The organism is Terriglobales bacterium (genome assembly GCA_035651655.1).
In the GTDB taxonomy this organism is placed as follows: Bacteria; Acidobacteriota; Terriglobia; order Terriglobales; family Acidobacteriaceae; genus DASRFG01.
In genome coordinates, this window is the sequence record DASRFG010000025.1 from 80732 (window position 1) to 101277 (window position 20546).

The following is a 20546-nucleotide window of genomic DNA, read 5'->3' on the forward strand; positions in this document are numbered from 1 at the left end:
TCCCCCCAAACATAAACCCGGAGAGAGCGGCTGCCCATAGCCAGGCGGTCCCTCTTGGTGCGGAGAGCCGCAACCGTTGCCTCAGGCTTCTCACGGAGACGGAGGGAAGATCAAGAGCCGCGCCCACTAGCGCGGCAACCAACATCAACGCAAGCGGCAGGATTAGCAACAAGTGGAAAATGTGCCACCAGGAAGTCCCATGACGCCAAAGATCCGGCCCTAGCCGATGAAAGAGGAGAGCGAAAACCAATGTCGGACCGCCGAATAGAAGCGCCGTCGCCAACCAACCTGCTGGCTTAATTGCTGCTGCAGATAGCACCAGGTGAGTGTACCTGACGCGAACACATTAAAGGTGAACCGTGCTAGCGCGACGTTAGGTCAACAGTGAGCAGGCTTTGGACGCAGATCAGGGTATGCAGTTCTCAGCATGCTCTAGCGCCGCGCGGCAGTCGATTGGGGTGGAGCGCTTTCGTCAATTCGTCAGAGTTTGCGACCCAGCCGAAGAACAGTTCGGCGAGGACGAGCGAGGAGTCGCGACTACTTCCCGGCACACTGTGGCCGAGCGTCGGTTGACCGAAATAAAGAAACTGCGTCCGTGGTTGCTGCGCAACCGTTTAGGTTTCTGCGGTTTATAATCGCACATATCGTGCCTCTCACTTCAGGAACGAAACTCGGGCCTTATGAGATTCAGGCGCCCCTCGGGGTGGGTGGGATGGGCGAGGTGTATCGGGCAAGGGATACCCGGTTAGGACGAGACGTCGCTATCAAGATTTTGCCCCCGCAGTTTTCTTCCGATTCAACCCGAAAGCAGCGCTTCGAACACGAAGCCAAGGCTGTTTCCAATCTGAATCATCCACACATTTGCGTACTTCACGATGTTGGACACCAGGATGGCGTCGATTACCTGGTGATGGAGTGTGTGGAGGGAGAGACGCTGGCCAAACGCCTGGATAAAGGGCCGTTGCCGCTCGAGCAAGTCGTGAAGTATGGCGCGCAAATCGCCGACGCGCTCGATAAGGCACACCACAAGGGAATTGTGCACCGCGATTTGAAGCCGGGAAACATCATGCTTACGAAATCCGGAGCGAAGCTGCTGGATTTTGGCTTGGCTAAGCCAGCGGCCTCGCTAGGGGACCTGGCTACACAGACAGCCCCGAAGCAGCAGGTGCCGGTGACGGAGCAGGGGACGATTGTCGGAACCTTCCAGTACATGTCGCCTGAACAGGTTGAAGGCAAAGAACTGGATGGCCGGAGTGATATTTTTTCGCTTGGCGCTGTGCTGTACGAAATGTTGACGGGGCAGCGGGCTTTTGAAGGGAAGAGCCAGTTGAGCGTCGCCTCCGCGATTCTAGAAAAAGAGCCAGCACCGATCACCACGCTGCAGCCGATGACACCGCCGCCGCTGGACCACGTGGTGAAGAAATGCCTGGCAAAAAACCCCGATGAACGGTGGCAATCCGCGGGTGATCTGGCGAGCGAGCTGAAGTGGATTAGCGACAGTGGTACGCAAACGCTTGGCGCATTACTCCCGAGGGCGAGAAGCAAATCCAGAGAAACACTAGCTTGGCTTCTCGTTGGTGGTTTGGCCGTCGCGCTGATCGTTACGCTTATTTGGTGGCGAAACTCAAAGCCCGCCGAACAAACGATGCATTTTCATGCGCCGTTTCCGTTTCCCGCGCGGGATATCGCTATAGCTCCCAACGGACACACCCTCGCTGTGGTCGGGTACTCGGAAACGGCGCGCAAAAATGTGATCTGGATTTATGAGCTGGGATCGTCAGACGGGAACCACCTCGTCGATACCGAAGGTGCAACCTATCCGTTCTGGTCCGCTGACGGCCGATCCCTGGCCTTCTTTGCCGAGGGAAAATTAAAGAAGCTGGAGGTACCCGGAGGCCCGGTGCAGGTTCTCTGCGATGCCCCTGCCGGCCGTGGTGGTACTTGGAACAAAGACGGCGTGATTATTTTCACCCCAGACGCTATTACGGGGCCAATTGGCGGCAGCATGTATCGAGTCTCTGGTTCGGGTGGAACGCCGACACCGATCAGCAGGCCGGATCCGAGTCGCGGGGAGCAAAGCCATCGCTGGCCGATGTTTTTGCCCGATGGAAGGCATTACCTCTACATGACAGCCAATTTCGCTGGAAGGAAGGAGGTAGATGCTATCTACGTGGGTTCGCTGGATTCGAACGAGAAGCACTTCGTCGTAAAAGCATCCGGCAACGCGGCGTATGCCGCTCCTGGCTACCTGCTGTTTCCCCAAGAGAAGACCTTGTTCGCCCAGCGATTCGATTTAAAACGGTTCGCATTGCTAGGAGAATCGAAGGCCATTCTGACCGACATTCAGTACCAGCCGCAAGTCAAGAGGGCCGTGTTTGCAGTCTCCGATAATGATCTGCTGCTGGCCCAGACTGGTGGAGGGTTCGCGCTCTCACAACCACTCTGGTTTGACCGCAAGGGCAATGAAGCGGGGGCGGTGGGCAAGCCCGAGGTGTATGGCAACGTGTTCCTGGCTCCGAATGGAAGATCAGTCGCTGTGGACAAGACTGACATGGCAAGCTTGAACACCGACGTATGGACGTATGAATTGCAGCGCGAGAGGGCAAAGCGTCTTACCTTCGATCCCGGCTTTGACGTGGTGCCCATTTGGAGTCCGGACGGCTCCCGATTGGTATTTAGCTCAAACCGCGTACTCGATGTCGATTTATATATGAAGAATTCTGACGGGGCACAAGAAGAGAAGGTCATCGTGCACGATGACTTTCACAAGATTCCCAATGACTGGTTCAGGAACGGAGAGTACATCCTGTACACGCGAGGCCCAGATCTGTGGTTCCTAACTCTCCCGGGGCTTAGGAGCAATTTGTTTCTCAAGGCGGTATCCATCGTCCGCAATGGCCAATTCTCGCCGGACGGGAAATGGGTCGCCTACGCCTCCAATGAGACTGGCAAGTGGGAAATTTATGTGACCTCATTTCCGGATGCACGCGGCAAGTGGCAAGTTTCGGCGGGGGGCGGAGAACAGCCTCGGTGGAGGGGCGATGGCAAGGAACTGTTCTATGTTTCTTCGGACAGCAAGATGATGGCCGTGCCAGTGACGACCGGGGTCAATTTCGATGCCGGCCTGCCCGTAGTACTTTTCCAGGCCACTCCTCGGCAACCAGTATCCACGAATGACCAACTCGCCTACGACGTCAGCCGGGACGGCCAGCGATTTCTGATTCTCACGCAATTAAGGCAGGCGGAGTCCGAACCCATGTCCATCATTCTCAACTGGCCTGCGAAGCTGAAAGAGAAATAAGCCCGCTGCTTGAGGGTTGGTTGCGGGGGGTGGATTTGAACCACCGACCTTTGGGTTATGAGCCCAACGAGCTACCAGACTGCTCCACCCCGCGAATTGATGATAACAACCACCGCTGGCACGGTCAAACCGTGAGACCCCCTCCATAGTCCGCCATCAGCCCCGTTCATCAACTTAGTGAGCCCCACGATAATGGCCGGCGATAATCTTGCTCCAACTTCGTTCTCTCCGAATCCGACCAGAACTAAGCTCAATCCGGCACACAATTCGCCGCTCGCTTAGAATTGCTGTCGCACTCGCCGGAGGACCAGATGCAACTCGGAATGATCGGGCTGGGAAGAATGGGAGCCAATATGGTGCGTCGCCTGCTGCGCGGTGGCCATCAATGCGTGGTCTACGACCGCACCGCGGACGCCGTACAGGCGATGGTCAAAGAAGGCGCCGTCGGCAGCTCATCGCTCGATGATTTTGTTGCCAAGCTCAAGCCTCCCCGCGCCGCGTGGCTGATGATTCCCGCCGCCATCGTAGACCGTACTCTGACTGATCTGGCGCCGCGCCTCTCCAAAGACGACGCCGTCATTGACGGTGGCAACTCCTATTACATTGACGACATTCGGCGCGCCCACGAACTCGCCGCCAGGGGTCTCCATTATGTGGACGCGGGCACCAGCGGCGGGGTGTGGGGACTGGAACGCGGCTATTGCCTGATGATTGGCGGCCCCAAACCCGTCGTCGAGCGCCTGGATCCCATCTTTCGGACATTGGCTCCGGGACGTGCCTCCACCGCGCCCACGCCTGGCCGCGAGAAGAGCGCCGGCACCGCCGAAGAAGGTTACCTCTATTGTGGTCCCTCCGGTGCCGGACATTTTGTGAAAATGGTACACAACGGAATTGAATATGGTCTGATGGGCGCCTACGCCGAAGGTTTTAATATTCTGAAACACGCAAATGTCGGCAAGCAGGATCGCTCGACAGATGCCGAGACCACCCCCCTCCGTGAGCCCACGCATTATCAATTTGATTTCAACCTCGGCGATATCGCCGAGGTTTGGCGGCGCGGCAGCGTGATCGCATCGTGGCTCCTCGATCTCACCGCCATCGCCTTGAGCAAGTCGCCCGATCTCGCAAAGTTCTCAGGCCGGGTTTCGGACTCCGGGGAAGGACGCTGGACCATTGCCGCCGCCATTGATGAAGGCGCGCCCGTGCCGGTGCTGAGTTCCGCGCTGTTTCAGCGCTTCAGTTCACGCGGCGAGGCCGATTTTGCCGATCGGCTGCTTTCGGCCATGCGTTTCGAATTCGGCGGCCACGTGGAAACCAAGTAATCGGCGGCCATCGGCCCAGTGCGTAATCGGAGCAACCAGATTTTTATGCGTAAAACCGTCGTCTTCCTCTTCGACGTTGACAACACGCTTCTCGACAACGACCGCATCGCCGCCGACCTCAGACGCCACCTGGAGCGGGAAGTCGGCCACGAGCGCCAGCAACGCTACTGGGCGATCTTTGAAGAGCTGCGTACGGAGATGGGGTACGCCGATTATCTCGGCGCTCTGCAACGCTACCGTGCCGAGTATCCGCGCGACCCGCATTTGATGACAGTGTCGGATTTTCTGCTCGAATACCCTTTTGCCAATCGGCTCTTTCCTAATTCGATAGACGCCCTTGAGTATGTAAAGCAGTTCGGACGTCCGGTGATTCTCTCTGACGGGGACGTCGTCTTTCAGCCGCGTAAGGTCCGGCGCTCAGGATTGTGGGAGGCCGTGGATGGCAGTGTGCTGATTTACGTCCATAAGGAACGAGAACTCGACGATGTTGCCGAGCGCTTTCCCGCTGATCACTACGTTTTCATTGACGACAAGCTGCGCATTCTGACGGAGGTGAAAAAGATCTGGAAAACTCGCGTCACAACCGTTTTTCCACGCCAGGGACACTACGCCAACGATCCCGAAATTCTGGCCAGTAATCCGCCTGCGGACCTTAGCATTGGCCGCATCGGCGAACTCGTAGACCTTGATCTTCGCGGCATGCTCGAGCGGGGTGGCAACAGCCGCAAGCCTCGGGCGCGCGCCTGAACCAGCTCGCTGATAGGCTTGCCAGCCTCCCTTTGCAATTTCTTGTCCAAAAATCGCAGAAAGCTTCTTCGTGATACCGCATCCGGCAGCCCTTTTCTGAACAGGATTTGTGACTAGCCCTGCATCCTCCGCATCTAAGACTGTTGCGGTGCGACCCGTTCGAGGTTTGTACGGGAACTGAAAGGGAACCCACTTCAGGAGGCCGAATGCCTACTGCGCAGAAGCAAGTCGCCATCCGCCACGAACTCCTCGATCGCCTGGCGGATGCTCGCTTCCGCACCGATGAACTTTTCGATATCGTGCGCCCCGACTTCCTATATGAGCGCCCGATTCCGGAAAGACATCGCATCATCTTTTATCTCGGTCATCTCGAAGCCTTTGACTGGAACCTTCTCCGCGATCGGCTGCTGAGCGCCAACCCAATTAATCCTCAATTTGACCGGCTGTTCGCTTTCGGCATTGATCCGGTCGGCGGTGGCCTGCCCACCGACCAGCCCGCAGACTGGCCTTCGCTGGCCGAGGTACGGAATTATGTCGCTCATGTTCGGCAGATTCTGGACAGGGCACTCGAAAACGCGGATCTTTTTTCTGCGAGCGCTTCTGCGAACTCTTCTGCGGATTCACTTGCATCACACGAGTTTTCAGCTTCGGTGTTGCTCAATGTCGCCATCGAGCATCGGCTGATGCACGCCGAAACCCTGACATACATGCTGCACCAGTTGCCCCTTAACCAAAAAGTCGAGAAGCCGCGAATGCCGAAAATGCCGATCCCATTCGGCATCCCAGAAATGATCAAGATTCCTGCCGGCATTGCGACCCTCGGACTCCCGCGTAAAGATCAGACTTTTGGTTGGGACAACGAATTTGAAGCGCACGCCGTTTCTGTTCCCGCGTTTGCTATTGATAAATACAAAGTCACCAACGCGCAGTACCTCGAGTTCATCAAGCAGGGCGGTTACGAAAATCGCGAGTTGTGGCAGGATGCCGATTGGAACTGGAAAAACCGGCACAGCATTTCTCACCCCATCTTCTGGAATCTGCAGGACGGTCATTGGCATTACCGCACCATGTTTGAAGAAGTACCGCTGCCGCTCGAGTGGCCAGTTTATGTAAGCCACGCCGAGGCCAGCGCGTACGCGCGTTGGACAGGGAAGTCGTTGCCGACCGAAGCGCAGTGGCACCGCGCCGCCTATGGAACATCGGAGGGCGCTGAACGTGCCTACCCCTGGGGTTCTGAACCGCCATCCGCGAAATTAGGGAACCTCGACTTTCATAGCTGGGACCCGGCTCCAGTCGCCGCTTTCCCCGAAGGCGAGAGCGCATTCGGCGTCGCCGGTTTACTCGGCAATGGATGGGAGTGGACTTCTACCATCTTCGCGCCCTTTGCCGGCTTCCAGCCATTTCCGTTCTATCTGGGATACTCAGCCGATTTTTTCGATGGCAAGCACTACGTTATGAAAGGCGGGTCGGCGCGCACCGCCGCCTGCATGTTGCGACGTTCTTTCCGCAACTGGTTCCAGTCGCATTACCAGTACGTCTATTCAGGATTTCGCTGCGTCATTAATTGAGGCCCACGGGACACCATGCTGGTACATGCGATTACCCCCGAACCGGTTTATGAATTCGCGGCCGACGTGCGCGAAGGATTGTCCAAGCCCGGACAGAAAGAACTTCTTTCCAAGTATCTCTATGACGATGTCGGTTCAGCGCTGTTCGAGGTGATTAGCCTGCTTCCCGAGTATGGCCTTACACGCGCCGATCAGCGGCTACTGCGGCGCAACGCCTACGACATCGTCTCCCGTCTTCCCGCGCGCGTCACCGTGGCCGAACTCGGTAGCGGAAGCGGCAAAAAGACGCGCTGGATCCTGAAGGCCCTCTCCCGGAATCAGCACACATCTTATTGTCCGATTGAGATTTCGCCCGCCGCCCTTGCCATGTGCAAGCGTGAGCTGGGCGACATCGATTCCATCAGCATTGTTGGTTTTGAGCGCGAATATCTGGATGGTTTACGTGAAGTGGCGGAGCGCCGCAAAAATGGCGAGCACCTGCTGGTGCTGTTCCTGGGAAGCACCATTGGCAATTTTGACCGGCCCGCAGGCGCCCGCTTCCTGGCTGAAGTGCGGAAAATTCTGCAACCCGGCGACGCGCTCCTGCTGGGCACTGATCTAATGAAACCCAGACCCCAATTGCTCGATGCCTACGATGACGCCACCGGTGTGACCGCCGCCTTCAATTTGAATCTGCTCGCCCGCATCAATCGCGAGCTCGACGCGGACTTTGATTTAGAGCAATTCGAGCACGTTGCCAAGTTCAATAGTCAGGCCCGCAGCGTGGAAATGCATCTCCGCTCTCTGCGGAAGCAAACCGTCAATATTCCGAAATCCGAGCTCTCAGTCACCTTTCTTAAGGGCGAAACCATTTGGACGGAAAGTAGTCACAAGTATTTTCGCGAAGAGGTGCCAGAGATCGCCGCTGCTGCCGGCTTCCGCTGTGACGCCCAGTGGATCGACCACGAGTGGCCCTTCGCCGAAAACCTGTTGATCGCCGAGTGAGGCCCCCCTTGCTCGGCGATTTCAGTCATCTCTGGGCGACGCTGCTGCCCTTGGGTGGGGCGGCGCTTTAGCGCTGCGATAAACCGTTGTAAACTCTTCCTGACCAATGACCCTCCCCACTCTCCAAAAAACCAAAGAACAACTGGACCAGGAAAAACAGACTGTCGCTCGCGCCGCTGTCGGATGGGTCAAGAGCGGCATGCGGCTCGGACTCGGCACCGGCTCCACCGCCAATTACTTCATCACTTTTCTCGGCGAGCGCGTGCGCAGCGAGGGACTACGCATCGAAGCCATCGCCTCCTCAAACGAAAGTGAGACCCGGGCCAGGAAAGAGGGCATTCCATTGATTAAGCCCAGGCGCGGGCTGCAGCTCGACCTTGGGGTGGACGGTGCGGACGAAATCGCTCCCGATCTGAGTTTAATAAAGGGCGGAGGGGGAGCCCTGCTGCGGGAGAAAGTGGTCGCTCGCGCATGCCGTTATTTCCTGGTCATCGCCGACTCTTCCAAACGCGTGGAGCGGCTGGGCGCGTTTCCGCTGCCCGTCGAGGTCGTGCCCTTTGCATTGCCCTGGGTGATGGATCAGATTGCAGAACTGGGCGCTGAGCCGATCCAGAGAATGACGGCGAACCAACCATTCCTAACCGATCAGCAGAACTGCGTACTCGATTGCCATTTCCGCGTGATCAGAGATCCAGTCAGCCTGGCTGCCCGGCTAAAAGACATTCCTGGAATTGCGGAACACGGCTTGTTTGTCGGGTACGCACGCGCCGCCCTGGTCGGCGACGGCAAAGATGTTCTTGTCCTGCGTGCCGGCCAGCCGCCGCGCCCGGCCTCGGATTTCAACGACTTGCCTTGACGCCGAACCTAGCTGACCGGTTGCGGCGATTCCTGTATCCTTAAGCTTCGTGTCATAGGGCCGACCATGCTGCAATCCGGCCTGCCGTCGCACACATACCCGGAGGTAGAGCAGAAATGGCGATTGCCAGCATCAATCCCGCAACCGGTGAAGTTCTGAAGACCTTCGAGCCGCTCTCCGATTCGCAACTCGACGCCAAGATCGCTCTCGCGGCTGAAACCTTTCGCAATTATCGTAAGGTTCCTTTCGCGCAGCGCTCTCGCTGGATGATCAAAGCAGCCGAAATCATCGAGGCCGAAAAAGAAGCGTTGGGCCGGCTGATGACCTGGGAGATGGGAAAGACGCTGCGCTCCGCCATTGATGAAGCCGCCAAGTGCGCCTGGGTCTGCCGCTACTACGCAGAGAATGCGGAACGCTTCCTCGCCGATGAGATCGTGGAGACCACCGCCAGCCGCAGCTACGTGCGTTACCAGCCGCTGGGGCCGGTGTTGGCGGTCATGCCGTGGAATTTTCCTTTCTGGCAGGTATTTCGCTTTGCCGCTCCCAGCTTGATGGTCGGCAACGTCGGCCTGCTGAAGCACGCCTCGAACGTCCCGCAGTGCGCGCTCGCCATCGCCGACATTTTCCATAGGGCGGGTTTTCCGGAAGGCGCCTTCCAAACTCTCCTCATTCCCGCCAAGCAAGTGGATAGAGTCCTCGCCGACCCGCGGATCGTCGCGGCCACCCTCACCGGCAGCGTGGAAGCAGGTGTCCAGGTGGCGACCGGTGCCGGCAAGAGAATCAAGAAAGTGGTGCTGGAACTCGGAGGCAGCGATCCTTTTATTGTTATGCCCAGTGCCGACCTGGACGACGCGGTTTCGACGGCTGTCAAGGCCCGAATCATCAACAACGGCCAGTCCTGCATCGCAGCCAAGCGCTTCATCGTTGCCCAGCCTATTGCGGAGCAGTTCGAGCGCGAGTTCGTGAAGAAGATGGAAGCGCTGAATATCGGCGACCCGCTCCACGAGCAAACTGAGCTGGGACCTCTTGCTACCCCGGACGGGGTCACCGACCTTGAACGGGACGTGAAGAAGTCAATTGAAGCCGGAGCCCGGCTTCTCACTGGAGGGAAGCGCCGCCCCGGAAAAGGAAACTTCTACGAGCCCACGGTGCTCACCAATATTCCCAAGAACTCGCCGGCCTATAACGAAGAGCTGTTCGGCCCGGTGGCGTCCATCTTTCACGCCAAAGATGTGGATGACGCGATTCGTATTGCCAATGACAGCCGCTTCGGCCTGGGCGCCAGCGCGTGGACCAATGACGCAGGCGAGCGTGAACGCTTCATCAACGAACTCGAGGCCGGCATGGTCTTCATCAACAAAATGGTGGCCTCCGATCCGCGTCTCCCATTTGGGGGCATCAAAGAGTCCGGATACGGCCGCGAGCTAGGAGTGCATGGCATCCGCGAGTTCACGCTCATCAAGACCATCTGGATACAGGAAGCCGCCAAGAAGACGCAGGTGGCTGCCTAGCTTGCTGACGCGCTGTCGAGATTAGTGGAACAACTCACGACTTCCGCGCCGACCCCCGCTCCAGCCACACTTTGCGGGACCGTTAACCCCCGTCACAACGCTCGCGCAGGGTTCATCGTAGTGGTTGTTTTTGTTTCCTATGCTTACTTCTATGCTGGCACCAGCGCGAATTCCAATTCGCGTTTTGATCTGGTGCGGGCCATCGTCGAGCAGCACACGCTCTGCATTGATAGTTACCAGCAAAACACCGGCGACAAAGCGCTCTGGAATGGCCACTATTATTCCGACAAAGCTCCCGGTCAGGCGCTCGCTGCCGTGCCGGTTGTGGCGGCTGCGCGTGCCGTCCTCATTGCCGCCGGCGCAAACCCCACATCGCGCCGCTCGCTCTGGTTTTTGAACTACCTTGCCACGCTCACCACCGTCGTCGTTCCTGGTGCCCTCGCAGCGGGCTGCTTGTATTTCATCTGCCTTTGGCTTGGGTGTTCGGCCAACGGCGCTTTCTTTGCGGCTCTCTGCTATGCGCTTGCCACTCCCATGTGGGCTTACGGAACGGGGTTCTTGAGCCACGCTTTCACGGCTTCTTGTCTGGTGTTCGCGTTCGCTGCCGCAGTTGCACTCCGAAGGTTCCGCAGCCCGCGTCACGACATTTGGCTCGGATCGGCAGTCGGATTTTTCGCCGGATGGGCTACGATCAGCGAGTTTCCCGCGGCAATACCAGCGGTGATCCTGGCGGTTCTTGCCGCCGTGCACGCGCGGGCCGGCGGAGCAGATCGTCTCCGCCGTGTGGTCCTGGCGGTAACCGGCGCGGCCTCCCTGTGTTTTGCCGTGCTTTGGGCTTATCAGGTGGCGGCTTTTGGATCGCTCTTCAACCTGGGCTACAGCCACCATGCTACTTTTTCCCAGACCGTGCACACCGGTTTTTTCGGAGTGACTTACCCCAAACTTAATGTATTACTTCACCTGTTGATCGGCACCCGCCGCGGGCTGCTGCCCCTGGCGCCGGTGCTTATCCTGGCTCCTTTTGGCTTCGTCACCCTTTGGAAGCAGCGGGAAGCGCGCAGCAGCACTCTCGCCGCCGCGGCGATTGCTCTCTACTTTCTCCTTTTCAACGCTTCGTTTCTGGATTGGTACGCCGGATGGATCTATGGTCCCCGCTACCTCTCGCCGGGACTGCCATTCATCTGCCTCGGCCTGGCGCCCTTCTGGATGACGGCGCGCCCGTGGCTGCGTGGCGTGCTGCTCGGATTCGCCCTGATCGGCGCTGCACAATCTCTGATTGCTGTCAGCACCACCATCAGTCCACCGGACGCCATCAAATATCCGGTTCGCGACTATCTCTGGCCAGCCTTCCGCAGTGGCCGCATCCCGCTCAACGAGAATGGATTCAATTTAGGAACGCTAGTTGGACTGCGCGGCCTAACGAGTCTGGTACCGTTATTGGCCGGGTGGGCGGTATTACTTTTGCTTGGGGTGGCTCTCAATAAACCACAGAGGGCACAGAGGAGGAATACTGATTGAAGCTCCAGCGTTTTAGAGCTGTTGGTGTCGCTTTAGAAAGCCTGGCCCCTCTGTGGACTCTGTGCTCTCTGTGGTTAAAGCCTTGTGTCCTTTGTAATGAAGATCTGAAAACTAATTCGACCCATCCACCGACAGTTGGTAGATAAAATCCGGCCGGGCCATACCACGGAATTCGAATACGTGAACAAAGAACGTGGTCGGGGCCCCCAACGCGCCCGGGACCCGCAGAAGTATTCGCGAGTCGCGGGTTGACCCGCCAATCTGCACGTCATCGTTGATGCATTGGTCGAAGAATCCCCCAACCAGCTTGGGTGGAACAAGAGGCGCGGTGGCCGCATCCAGCGCCGGATCGTCACAGGTCTGCAGGCGTTGCCCATTCGAGTCCACTAGTTCTATGACGGTATCCATCTGCGAGGGTGTAGGTATCAGTCTGTCGGCAAATGATTCAATGGTGTAGGTTGCCCCGCCCACAGTGTTCACAGCATAAAAATCAGAATCGGCAGGCGCAAGCAAGCCGGTGCTGGCGTCAAATCCGGGGCTGAGGGAGGCAGTAAATTTCCCCCGCGTAATCGGCGTTGCGTGGGCGATATCGTCATTGCGCGCCGCCGAGGAAACCACGTTTAAGGTGAGCGCCTGGGTGGCGATAGTGCCAATGCTATCAGGCACGCTAACGGTAAAGGAGAAAGACCCTGTCACGGTTGGTGTGCCGGTCACAATTCCCAGCGCACTGAACCCCATGCCAGTGGGCAAAGAACCACTGAGTGTCCAGAATCCAGGGCCGGCAGTCCCGAGGGTCGCCAACTGAACTTCATAGAAGTGGTTCACCACGGCATCGGGCAAGCTCGTGGTCGTGATGGCGAATGGCGCCGCCGTGACATTCAGATGAACTGTGCCCGTCCCGGTTCCTGTCCCAGAATCGGTGACGTTCACCGTAAAATGCGCTGCCCCAGCGGCCGCCGGAATTCCGCTGATCGCACCGTTCTTATCCATCGTGAGCCCCAGTGGCAGTAGCGTACCCGAGCTGAATTTATAAGGAGGCGCACCGCCACTGGCATGCAGTTGCTGCTGGTAGATCACTCCCACCTGTCCAGCTGCCACGTTCGATGTCACAGTAAGGTGCGCTGGGGGTGGTGGTGGTGGCGGAGCCGAGCCTCCCCCGCCACACGCGACCATACCTGCTACTACGCACACCATGATGAAAAGAGATGCGCTCTTCATAGGCCGCGCTCCTGGTTCACGCTGCCATGGATCGCCCGCAAATCATCGGGAATCAAGAGCAACGAGCCTTCAAAGCCATCCAGAATCTGCGGGGTATTGCTGAGCGTGAGATCCACTGCCGGCCCGGTTGTTCCCGCGGTTACGGAAAACGGGGAACTGGTGGCTGCGGAGCCGGGTATCGGGATTGGCGGATCCAGCGGCCCCACGCTCGAACCAGCCGTAAATGCACCGAACACAGATTCCGCCTCTATCGTGTACTGGTTGCCCCCAGGCACAGGCATCTGGTAAGAACCCAACATTCCGGGGGCGCGTCCACCGAAGACGTCGCCACCCGTGTTGTCATCAAGAAAACCACGAGGTGGACATTGGCTCGCCGGTGCGCATTGCAGATAGTTGCTGGTGATTGACTGGCCCAGGTTGCCCGTGAATTGGTACCCCGAGACCGACGAAACCGCCACCGCTCTAGGATTGCCGACCTGGCGTGCAATTACATTCGCACCTTGCACCGGCGTCTTACCATCGGAAAAAAAGATGGTTCCGGTGACGATCCCATACACCGAGCTGAAGGCAGTTTTTCCCCCACCCGTCGTGGCCACGGGGTAGAGAAAGGATATCCACGCCATGTCATCGGGAGACAGTGGACTAGGCCGAGTCTGGCAATGGGCGAAGGGGAACATCAAGGGCAAGCCGGCCACGTCGGTGGGGGAGCAATGATCCTGAGGCTGGAACAACACATCAAAGTTGATTTGCGAGTGTCCCAGCCCCGAAAGATGACCAATTTCATGCGTGATCGCCTCATCGAACTGGCTGTTCGATAACTCGCCGTTGCTGGGATCCAAGTCCTGCCACTCGCCACCCATCAGCAACATGGCTGAAAGAATCGTTCCAGCGCTGGGATCCACCGCGCAGAGAGAACTAAACCCAATTACCCCGCTCCGCGCGCCAAAAAGTCCGGTGAGTATGCTTCCATTGGCGTCAAAAACTACCGGGTTCTGTTGTCTGTGGGAGCAGGAGCTGAATAATGTGTTCAGGTCGCCCACCGTCTTGGCGTCTCCCCCCGCCACCCCAAGAAGCGGACCCGCATTCGCATAGCTGATGGCGGCTGTCGGAACATTGGACCAGTTGGCGAACATGCTGTTAACGCGGGCTACGCCCTGCGCGTGTGTAATTTTCACCTTACCCGACTTGTCGATAGACATCGGCCCGCTGTCCACCCGATAACTGACGGGGAATGTTCTCCAGACCAGAGGCGCGCCGGAACTGCTCAGCATCAGAGGTCCGCCGGCAAAGGCCGCGCAACAGGCAGCCAATACAAACGCAAATAGGAGGAGGTGCCTGCCACGAATGTTCATCGGTTGCTCCTGGCTAAGTCGGCTACCAGTTGCTTCATGTCGTTCAGCGGCAATGGCCCGGCCTGCGCCGTCAGCGCCCGCACCGACCGCTCGGAAAGTGACACTCCCCGCATTGCTGCGTCCCGCTGCACCCCGGCAAGCAAGCCGATGTTGCCGCGACCGTTCTCAGCTACCAGGCGACCTGATAATTGGGATATCCGGAAGCGGCCTTGCTCCATGCCCACCGGCGCCGACAAGCCGTATTCGCTGGGAGTAGTCAGCATGAGCACTAATTCCTCCCCTTTGCGATAGCCCCCGGCATTCAAACGGTCGCGAATGTCCCAGAGAAACTGCCGAAAAGTGAAGGTCTTGTCGGCTTGTCCCTTCATCACTTCGTCCACCTTCATGGTGACTACCACCGTAGGTAGGTTCTGGAACTGGGGATGCGGCTCAACCCGCGCAAAAAGAACGTGCCCATGAACGATTGTCCCGGCGTTGCTAACCAGGGCAGACAGATTTTGCGGCGCAGTGACGGCGCCGTGTTGCGCCCAGCCCGAAACCGCCAGGCATACGGTAAGCACGAAGCAGAGAGCTCGGAGGAATTGCATCGAAAACTCCCGGTGGGGTGAGATGGCGGTGGCGTGACTTCGGGAAATACGGTACATATAACCCACAAATAGTCTTAAAACCTAAAGCGCCGAACTGCGGTGCCTAAAGTGGAGGGGTATGTTAGCAGAGATGGCACCGAATGCAACCCCCTAATTCGCATTTTCCGATTTTGCGAACAGAGAAAATACACGTCCTCCGAAGCTGCCAGCATCTTTAGTTCCAGAGTTGCTCCATTCTTAAGTTGGAATGCGCAAAACGCTCTTATCCCTTGAAGGATCAACAGGAATGAACCGATGAACTCAAGTCGGGCATAGTTATCTCCGCCACACACTGCTGAGCACAATTTCCACTATCGTAGGAAGCAAACTTCCATTTTTAATTATTGGAACACACTGTGGAGGATTGACCCGACAGATGAACGAACCGTTACATGCCTCCTATCTGGTGTCCATTCGGTGAGCCTCGATCTCTCGTGGCTTGACACCGCCTGGGGTTTAATCGTTTAATTCCACCGCCTTCCCAACATGCAGCGGACCGGACCCACGGAAGATGCGAGCGGTCGTCCAGATCGCCGTGACTTTTTGAAAAAGATGGGAGGGAGTGTGGTCGCTCTGCCGCTTGCGCGCAGCTTGGCCCCTATAAAACAACCCCGCTCAGTCCCTGGGACTGACAATCGCAACGCCGCCTCCCAGCTGCGCTGGCCCCAACCCATCGGCAGCCCCGTCCTGGACAGCCTCCGTCCAGTCATTGAGAACTCCCGCGACGTCCACACCAATGTCGCCAAAATTGGGGAGCACGCCGGTTGGATGGCCTATGAAGAGCTGCCTCTGCCCGAGTTCGGCCTACCCTTCGGGATCGGCGACAATCCCCGGCAGGCGATTGATTTCATCCTGGTGGCTGACGCCATTGACTTCGCCTTCACCGACTTCAGCACCAATATCAAGTTCCAGGTGGACTTCGCCGGCAAGCATTGGTCGGATTCGGACGCGATGTTTGGCTGCCTCAAGCGTGCCCTCGACGAGAACATCCCAATTCTGGATGGCAAGTTCCTCAGCCGGGTGACCCGTGCCGAGCTCGAGCGCATTTTCCGGGGCAACATCGAGATGCCCATGCTGGACGAGCGCGTCGCCATCTTTCACGAAGTGGGCGGCGTCCTGGCGTCGCGCTATGACGGGCACTTTTACAATTTCGTCAAATCGGCATCGCCGCGGGTTTATGACAACGGAAGGGGACTGGTGGACAAACTCGTCGCCGAGTTTCCTCGCTTCAATGATGTGAGCACCTACGACGGCAAACAGATAAAGATCTACAAGCTTCCGCAGCTCGGTGTCTGGATGCTTTACAGTGCGTTACATGCCAAAGGCGGCTTCCAGCTGCAAGATCCCGAAAAGATGACCGCCTTTGCCGACTACATTGTTCCGGCGGCGTTACGCGTGATGGACATCCTGCAATATTCGCCGGGGCTGGAAGAAACCATCAACCAGCACCGCATGGTGCCGCGCGACAGCACCCAGGAAATCGAAATTCGCGCGCACACGCTCTATGCCACGGCGCTGCTGCGGGAAGAGGTCAACAAGCGGCGTCCATCAGACATGCAAGTGATTATTCCGCAGATTGACGCTCGCTTATGGACGCATTACCACACGACATTCTGGCCGCACCATCTCACTCGCACCATCATGTATTGATAGCGGCCACTTGAGGAAAAACGAATGCCCGTATCTACCCGATGTCTGCGGTTCGCCGTCATCTCTGCAGCCCTGTTACTTTCTATTCAGACCGCCTACCCGCAAGCCGGAAACCGCCGCAAAGTCATCATTGATCAGGACTGTCGTGGGCCAGCCACCACCGACCATCAAGCCATCCTCGTATTTGTCCAATCTCCCGAGGTCGAGACCCTGGGCATCACCGTCGTAAGTGGCGACCAGTGGCGCGACGAAGAGGTTGCGCACACGCTGCGCATGTTGGAGATCATCGGTCGCACCGACATTCCGGTTGTCCCCGGCGCAATTTTTCCTCTGATCAACAATAAGGAAGAGATCACCCGCTGGGAAAAATTGTACGGCAAGGTTCCCTACAAAGGCGCATGGAACGAACGCAAGCTGGGGAATTACACCGGCGCCTGGAACCAGGACTACCACGGGCCATTCGTGGTGCCGACGCTCCCCGAAGGCAATCCCACTACCAAGCCGGCCAACGAGGATGCCGCTCACTTCCTGGTCCGCATGGTTCGCCAATATCCGCACGAGGTCACCATCTACGCCGGCGGGCCTTTAACTAACCTGGCGCTGGCCATCGCACTCGACCACGAGTTTCCCAGTCTGGCTAAAGAATTAGTAGTGATGGGCGGCAGCTTGAATCCCGCGCCCGAAGATGCCGAATTTGCCAGCAACCCGCGCCGCGAATTTAATTTCTGGTGGGACCCTGAGGCCACGCACATGGTGCTGCGCGCGCCCTGGCCGAAGATTACGGTCACGACGGTCGATATTTCTATCAAAACTCGGCTGAAGAAACCTATGATCGCGCAGATCGCCGCCGCCAATACTCCGGCTGCGCAGTATCTGGCCAAGTGGGCGGACGAGGAATACATGTGGGACGAGCTTGCCGCTGCCGCCTGGCTCGATCCTTCGATCATTACCAAGCAGCGCAAGGTCTACCTGGACATTGATATTGACCACGGTGCCAGTTACGGAAACACTCTGAGCTGGGCTGAGGGCCAGAACCCCGGTTTGGGCGAGCAACTAGCCATCGTGCAGGAAGACCTGAACAAAGATAAGTTTTATTCCATGTTCATAGATTTGATGAAGCGTCCGACGCCGCCGGCGAGGGCAGGGCGCTAGAAGATCAGTTCATTATTAAAGCGTTACTTTAAGGAGTATTTATGGCGACGAAGATGGATGTGATCGGGCTTGGCAGTTGCACGGTTGACTTCTTCGCCATCGTGCCCAAGCTGATCGGCGCGGACGAGAAGGTCAACGCTACCCGTCTTGAAGTGCACGCAGGCGGGGTCACCGCCAACAACCTCACGCAGGTCGCCCGCTTGGGCGCAAAGACCGGCTGGATCGGCTTCATCGGCGACGACGAAAACGGCCGCATTATCACTAAGGCTTTTGAGGACGACGGTATGGACTTGTCCGGCGTCGAAGTGCGGAAAGGAGAGCTCTCCTCGCTCACCTGGATTCCGGTAGATTCCGAAGGCGAGCGCTGCATCTATATGTTTCCCAATATCACCGCCAGGATTACACCGAAAGATATCCAATCGCGCTTCGCCAAGGACATCCGCGATTCGCGACACTTCCATACCGAAGCTTCTCAGTTGCCGCTGGCGCCCGTGCTCGAAGCCATTCGCGTGGCCCGCAGCGCCGGAGTGAAGACGATCTTCGATCTCGATGTCGCCCCCTCGTATGTAGTCACGTCTGGCCTCGGCAGCGAAGCGGAGCTGACGGGCATTCTGCGCACCATTGACGTGCTGAAGCCTTGCAAGGCTGCCGCCCGAGAGCTGACCGGTGAAACCGACTACGACCGCATCGCAAAAAAGATGCTCGCTTTGGGGCCGAAGTTGGTGGCCATCACCATGGGCGCGGAAGGGTGCATGGTTGCCGCCGGCGATCGCAGCAGCCACATCCCGTCTTTCAAGGTCAAGGTGGTGGACACAACCGGCGCCGGTGACGCCTTTATGGGCGGACTATCTTATGGTCTGCTTCAGGGCTGGGACCACGAACGCGTCGGTCAGTTCGCCAATGCCTGCGCCGCCCTGTGCTGCACCAAAGTTGGCGCTCGCGCCATGGCCAGCCTCGGAGAGGTCAATGCGCTGGTCGCTTCCAGGGCTGAGGGCGCAGTGGCGGTGTAGCAGAAAATTCGTGTTGTCATTCCGAGCGCAGCGGTGATGCTACGCTAGTCCCGCGCCCACCCGCTGCTTTACACTTAAAGTGTGAAGATTGCCCTGGGGCAAATCAACACCACCATCGGTGATTTCAGCGGCAATGCCGCGAAGATCATTGATTTTTCTCGGCGTGCGCAAGCCGCCGGCGCCGGCCTCATTCTTTTTCCTGAGCTGGCCATTTGCGGCTACCCGCCGCGCGATCTGGTGGAGCGCCCCAATTTCATCGCCCACAATCAGGAGGCGCTCGAGCGCATTGCCAAAGAGACACGCGGTATCGCGGTCATCTGCGGGGTGGCCACTCCGGCGCAAGCCGAAACCGGCAAGCGAGTGATGAACTCCGGAGCGTTGCTGCGCGACGGTGAGGTCGCCCTCGTGCAGTCGAAAATGCTCCTGCCCACCTACGACGTTTTCGACGAAATGCGCAACTTCGCTCCCGCGCAGAAACAAGAAATATTCCAATTTTGCGGCAAACAAATGGCGCTCACCATATGCGAAGACGCATGGAATGACAAACACTTCTGGGACCGCCGCCTCTATGGTTTCGATCCCATCGAGGCGCTGATCACCGGCGGTGGCAATTTCGTGCTTAACATCTCCGCCTCGCCCTTTTGGATGGGCAAACGTGAATTGCGGCGCAAGATGCTCGCCTCCATCGCCACCAACAACCGCGTACCTGTCGTTATGGTCAATCTGGTCGGCGGAAACGACAGCCTGGTCTTCGATGGTGCCAGTGTGGTGATCGCTCCCGACGGCCGCGTCGTCGCCCAGGGAAAATCCTTTGAGGAAGACCTGATCTACTTCGATCCCGACGCGCTCACCGGCGAAATGCACCAGCAAATAGAAGAGGGCGAGGCCAGCGTGTATGCCGCGCTGGTGCTCGGCACCCGCGATTACTGCCGCAAGTGCGGTTTCGACCGGGTCACCATCGGCCTCAGCGGCGGCATCGATTCCTCACTCACTGCCACGATCGCGGTCAACGCTCTGGGTCCGGAGAACGTTCTGGGTGTGACCATGCCCAGTCCCTATTCTTCCCAGAGCAGCATCGCGGATTCTCAAGCTCTCGCCGATAATCTCGGCATTCGTTTTGAGACCATCCCGATTAGCGGACTATTCGCCAGCTATCGTCAGGCGCTCGATCCGATCTTTGCCGGGCTGCCTCCGGATGTGACGGAAGAGAACATCCAGTCACGCATCCGCGGTAACCTGCTGATGGCACTCTCCAACAAGTTTGGCGGCATCGTGCTCAGCACCGGGAACAAGTCGGAGCTCGCAGTCGGCTACTGCACTCTCTACGGCGACATGGCCGGTGGCTTGGCAGTCATCTCCGATGTTCCTAAGATACTGGTATACCGTTTGGCGAAGTACGTAAATTCACGCCGTACTGTCATTCCCGAGTCCATCTTCGAGAAACCGCCCTCCGCCGAATTGCGCCCCCACCAAAAAGATACCGACACTTTACCGCCCTACGATGTTCTCGATCGCATTCTCGAAGACTATGTTGAAGACCTGAAGACAGCGGAACAGATCGCCCGCGAGCGCAAATTCGATTTGGCGCTGGTCCGGCGGGTGATCTGCATGATTGATCGCTCCGAGTACAAGCGCCAGCAGGCGGCGCCGGGAATCAAGATTTCCGAGAAGGCCTTCGGTATCGGCCGTCGTTTCCCGATTGCCGCAAAATATGAGTATTAACGAAAGGAA

Annotated in this window: 15 protein-coding genes and 1 tRNA gene; 12 read left to right on the forward strand and 4 right to left on the reverse strand. The window is 57.9% G+C overall.

Going from position 1 to position 20546, the window contains the following annotated elements; all coding sequences use genetic code 11:
• Nucleotides 1–646 precede the first annotated feature (646 nt).
• Nucleotides 647–3301 carry a protein kinase gene (locus VFA76_12495; GenBank protein ID HZR32658.1) on the forward strand — a complete coding sequence of 885 codons (2655 nt, stop codon included), beginning with the start codon at nt 647–649 and terminating at the stop codon, nt 3299–3301.
• 17 nt (nt 3302–3318) lie between these two features.
• Here the strand turns inward: VFA76_12495 and VFA76_12500 are convergent.
• Nucleotides 3319–3395: transfer RNA gene (locus VFA76_12500), tRNA-Met, on the reverse strand.
• Between the two features lie 217 nt (nt 3396–3612).
• Here VFA76_12500 and gnd point away from each other — a divergent pair.
• From gnd to VFA76_12535, 7 genes are all read left to right on the forward strand, one after another.
• Entirely contained in the window at nt 3613–4623 is a 1011-nt protein-coding gene (gnd, locus tag VFA76_12505) for a decarboxylating 6-phosphogluconate dehydrogenase (protein HZR32659.1), read from the forward strand.
• A gap of 45 nt (nt 4624–4668) precedes the next feature.
• On the forward strand, nt 4669–5370 hold the full coding sequence (locus VFA76_12510) for an HAD family hydrolase (protein HZR32660.1): 702 nt from the start codon (nt 4669–4671) through the stop codon (nt 5368–5370).
• A gap of 206 nt (nt 5371–5576) precedes the next feature.
• The gene (locus tag VFA76_12515; GenBank protein HZR32661.1) at nt 5577–6938 is read left to right on the forward strand and encodes an SUMF1/EgtB/PvdO family nonheme iron enzyme; all 1362 of its coding nucleotides are present in this window, start codon (nt 5577–5579) and stop codon (nt 6936–6938) included.
• A 15-nt stretch (nt 6939–6953) separates the two neighbouring features.
• Nucleotides 6954–7922 (forward strand): L-histidine N(alpha)-methyltransferase, encoded by a 969-nt coding sequence (egtD, locus tag VFA76_12520; protein ID HZR32662.1) that lies wholly within the window; start codon nt 6954–6956, stop codon nt 7920–7922.
• A 106-nt stretch (nt 7923–8028) separates the two neighbouring features.
• Entirely contained in the window at nt 8029–8778 is a 750-nt protein-coding gene (gene rpiA / locus VFA76_12525; GenBank protein HZR32663.1) for a ribose-5-phosphate isomerase RpiA, read from the forward strand.
• Nucleotides 8779–8894: 116 nt separating this feature from the next.
• Complete coding sequence (locus tag VFA76_12530; GenBank protein ID HZR32664.1) at nt 8895–10289, forward strand: NAD-dependent succinate-semialdehyde dehydrogenase; 1395 nt, start codon at nt 8895–8897, stop codon at nt 10287–10289.
• Between the two features lie 24 nt (nt 10290–10313).
• Nucleotides 10314–11807, forward strand: a complete 1494-nt coding sequence (locus VFA76_12535; GenBank protein HZR32665.1) for a hypothetical protein — start codon at nt 10314–10316, stop codon at nt 11805–11807.
• A gap of 111 nt (nt 11808–11918) precedes the next feature.
• On the opposite strand, the gene VFA76_12540 is transcribed toward VFA76_12535, so the two are convergent.
• The 3 genes from VFA76_12540 to VFA76_12550 form a co-directional block, all read right to left on the reverse strand.
• A complete protein-coding gene (locus VFA76_12540; GenBank protein ID HZR32666.1) occupies nt 11919–13025 on the reverse strand; it encodes a putative Ig domain-containing protein in 1107 nt (368 codons plus the stop codon).
• Entirely contained in the window at nt 13022–14296 is a 1275-nt protein-coding gene (locus VFA76_12545) for a hypothetical protein (protein HZR32667.1), read from the reverse strand. Before VFA76_12545 ends, VFA76_12540 begins: the two co-directional genes overlap by 4 nt.
• Nucleotides 14297–14373: 77 nt before the next feature.
• Nucleotides 14374–14964 carry a hypothetical protein gene (locus VFA76_12550; protein HZR32668.1) on the reverse strand — a complete coding sequence of 197 codons (591 nt, stop codon included), beginning with the start codon at nt 14962–14964 and terminating at the stop codon, nt 14374–14376.
• 603 nt (nt 14965–15567) lie between these two features.
• Between VFA76_12550 and VFA76_12555 the strand changes: the two genes are divergently transcribed.
• The 4 genes from VFA76_12555 to VFA76_12570 all read left to right on the forward strand — a co-directional run bounded on the left by VFA76_12555 (nt 15568) and on the right by VFA76_12570 (nt 20537).
• Nucleotides 15568–16653 carry a queuosine salvage family protein gene (locus tag VFA76_12555; GenBank protein ID HZR32669.1) on the forward strand — a complete coding sequence of 362 codons (1086 nt, stop codon included), beginning with the start codon at nt 15568–15570 and terminating at the stop codon, nt 16651–16653.
• A gap of 24 nt (nt 16654–16677) precedes the next feature.
• Complete coding sequence (locus tag VFA76_12560) at nt 16678–17805, forward strand: nucleoside hydrolase (protein HZR32670.1); 1128 nt, start codon at nt 16678–16680, stop codon at nt 17803–17805.
• Nucleotides 17806–17846: 41 nt separating this feature from the next.
• The gene (locus tag VFA76_12565; protein ID HZR32671.1) at nt 17847–18815 is read left to right on the forward strand and encodes a carbohydrate kinase family protein; all 969 of its coding nucleotides are present in this window, start codon (nt 17847–17849) and stop codon (nt 18813–18815) included.
• Nucleotides 18816–18896: 81 nt separating this feature from the next.
• Complete coding sequence (locus tag VFA76_12570; protein ID HZR32672.1) at nt 18897–20537, forward strand: NAD+ synthase; 1641 nt, start codon at nt 18897–18899, stop codon at nt 20535–20537.
• The last annotated feature ends 9 nt before the right edge of the window (nt 20538–20546 follow it).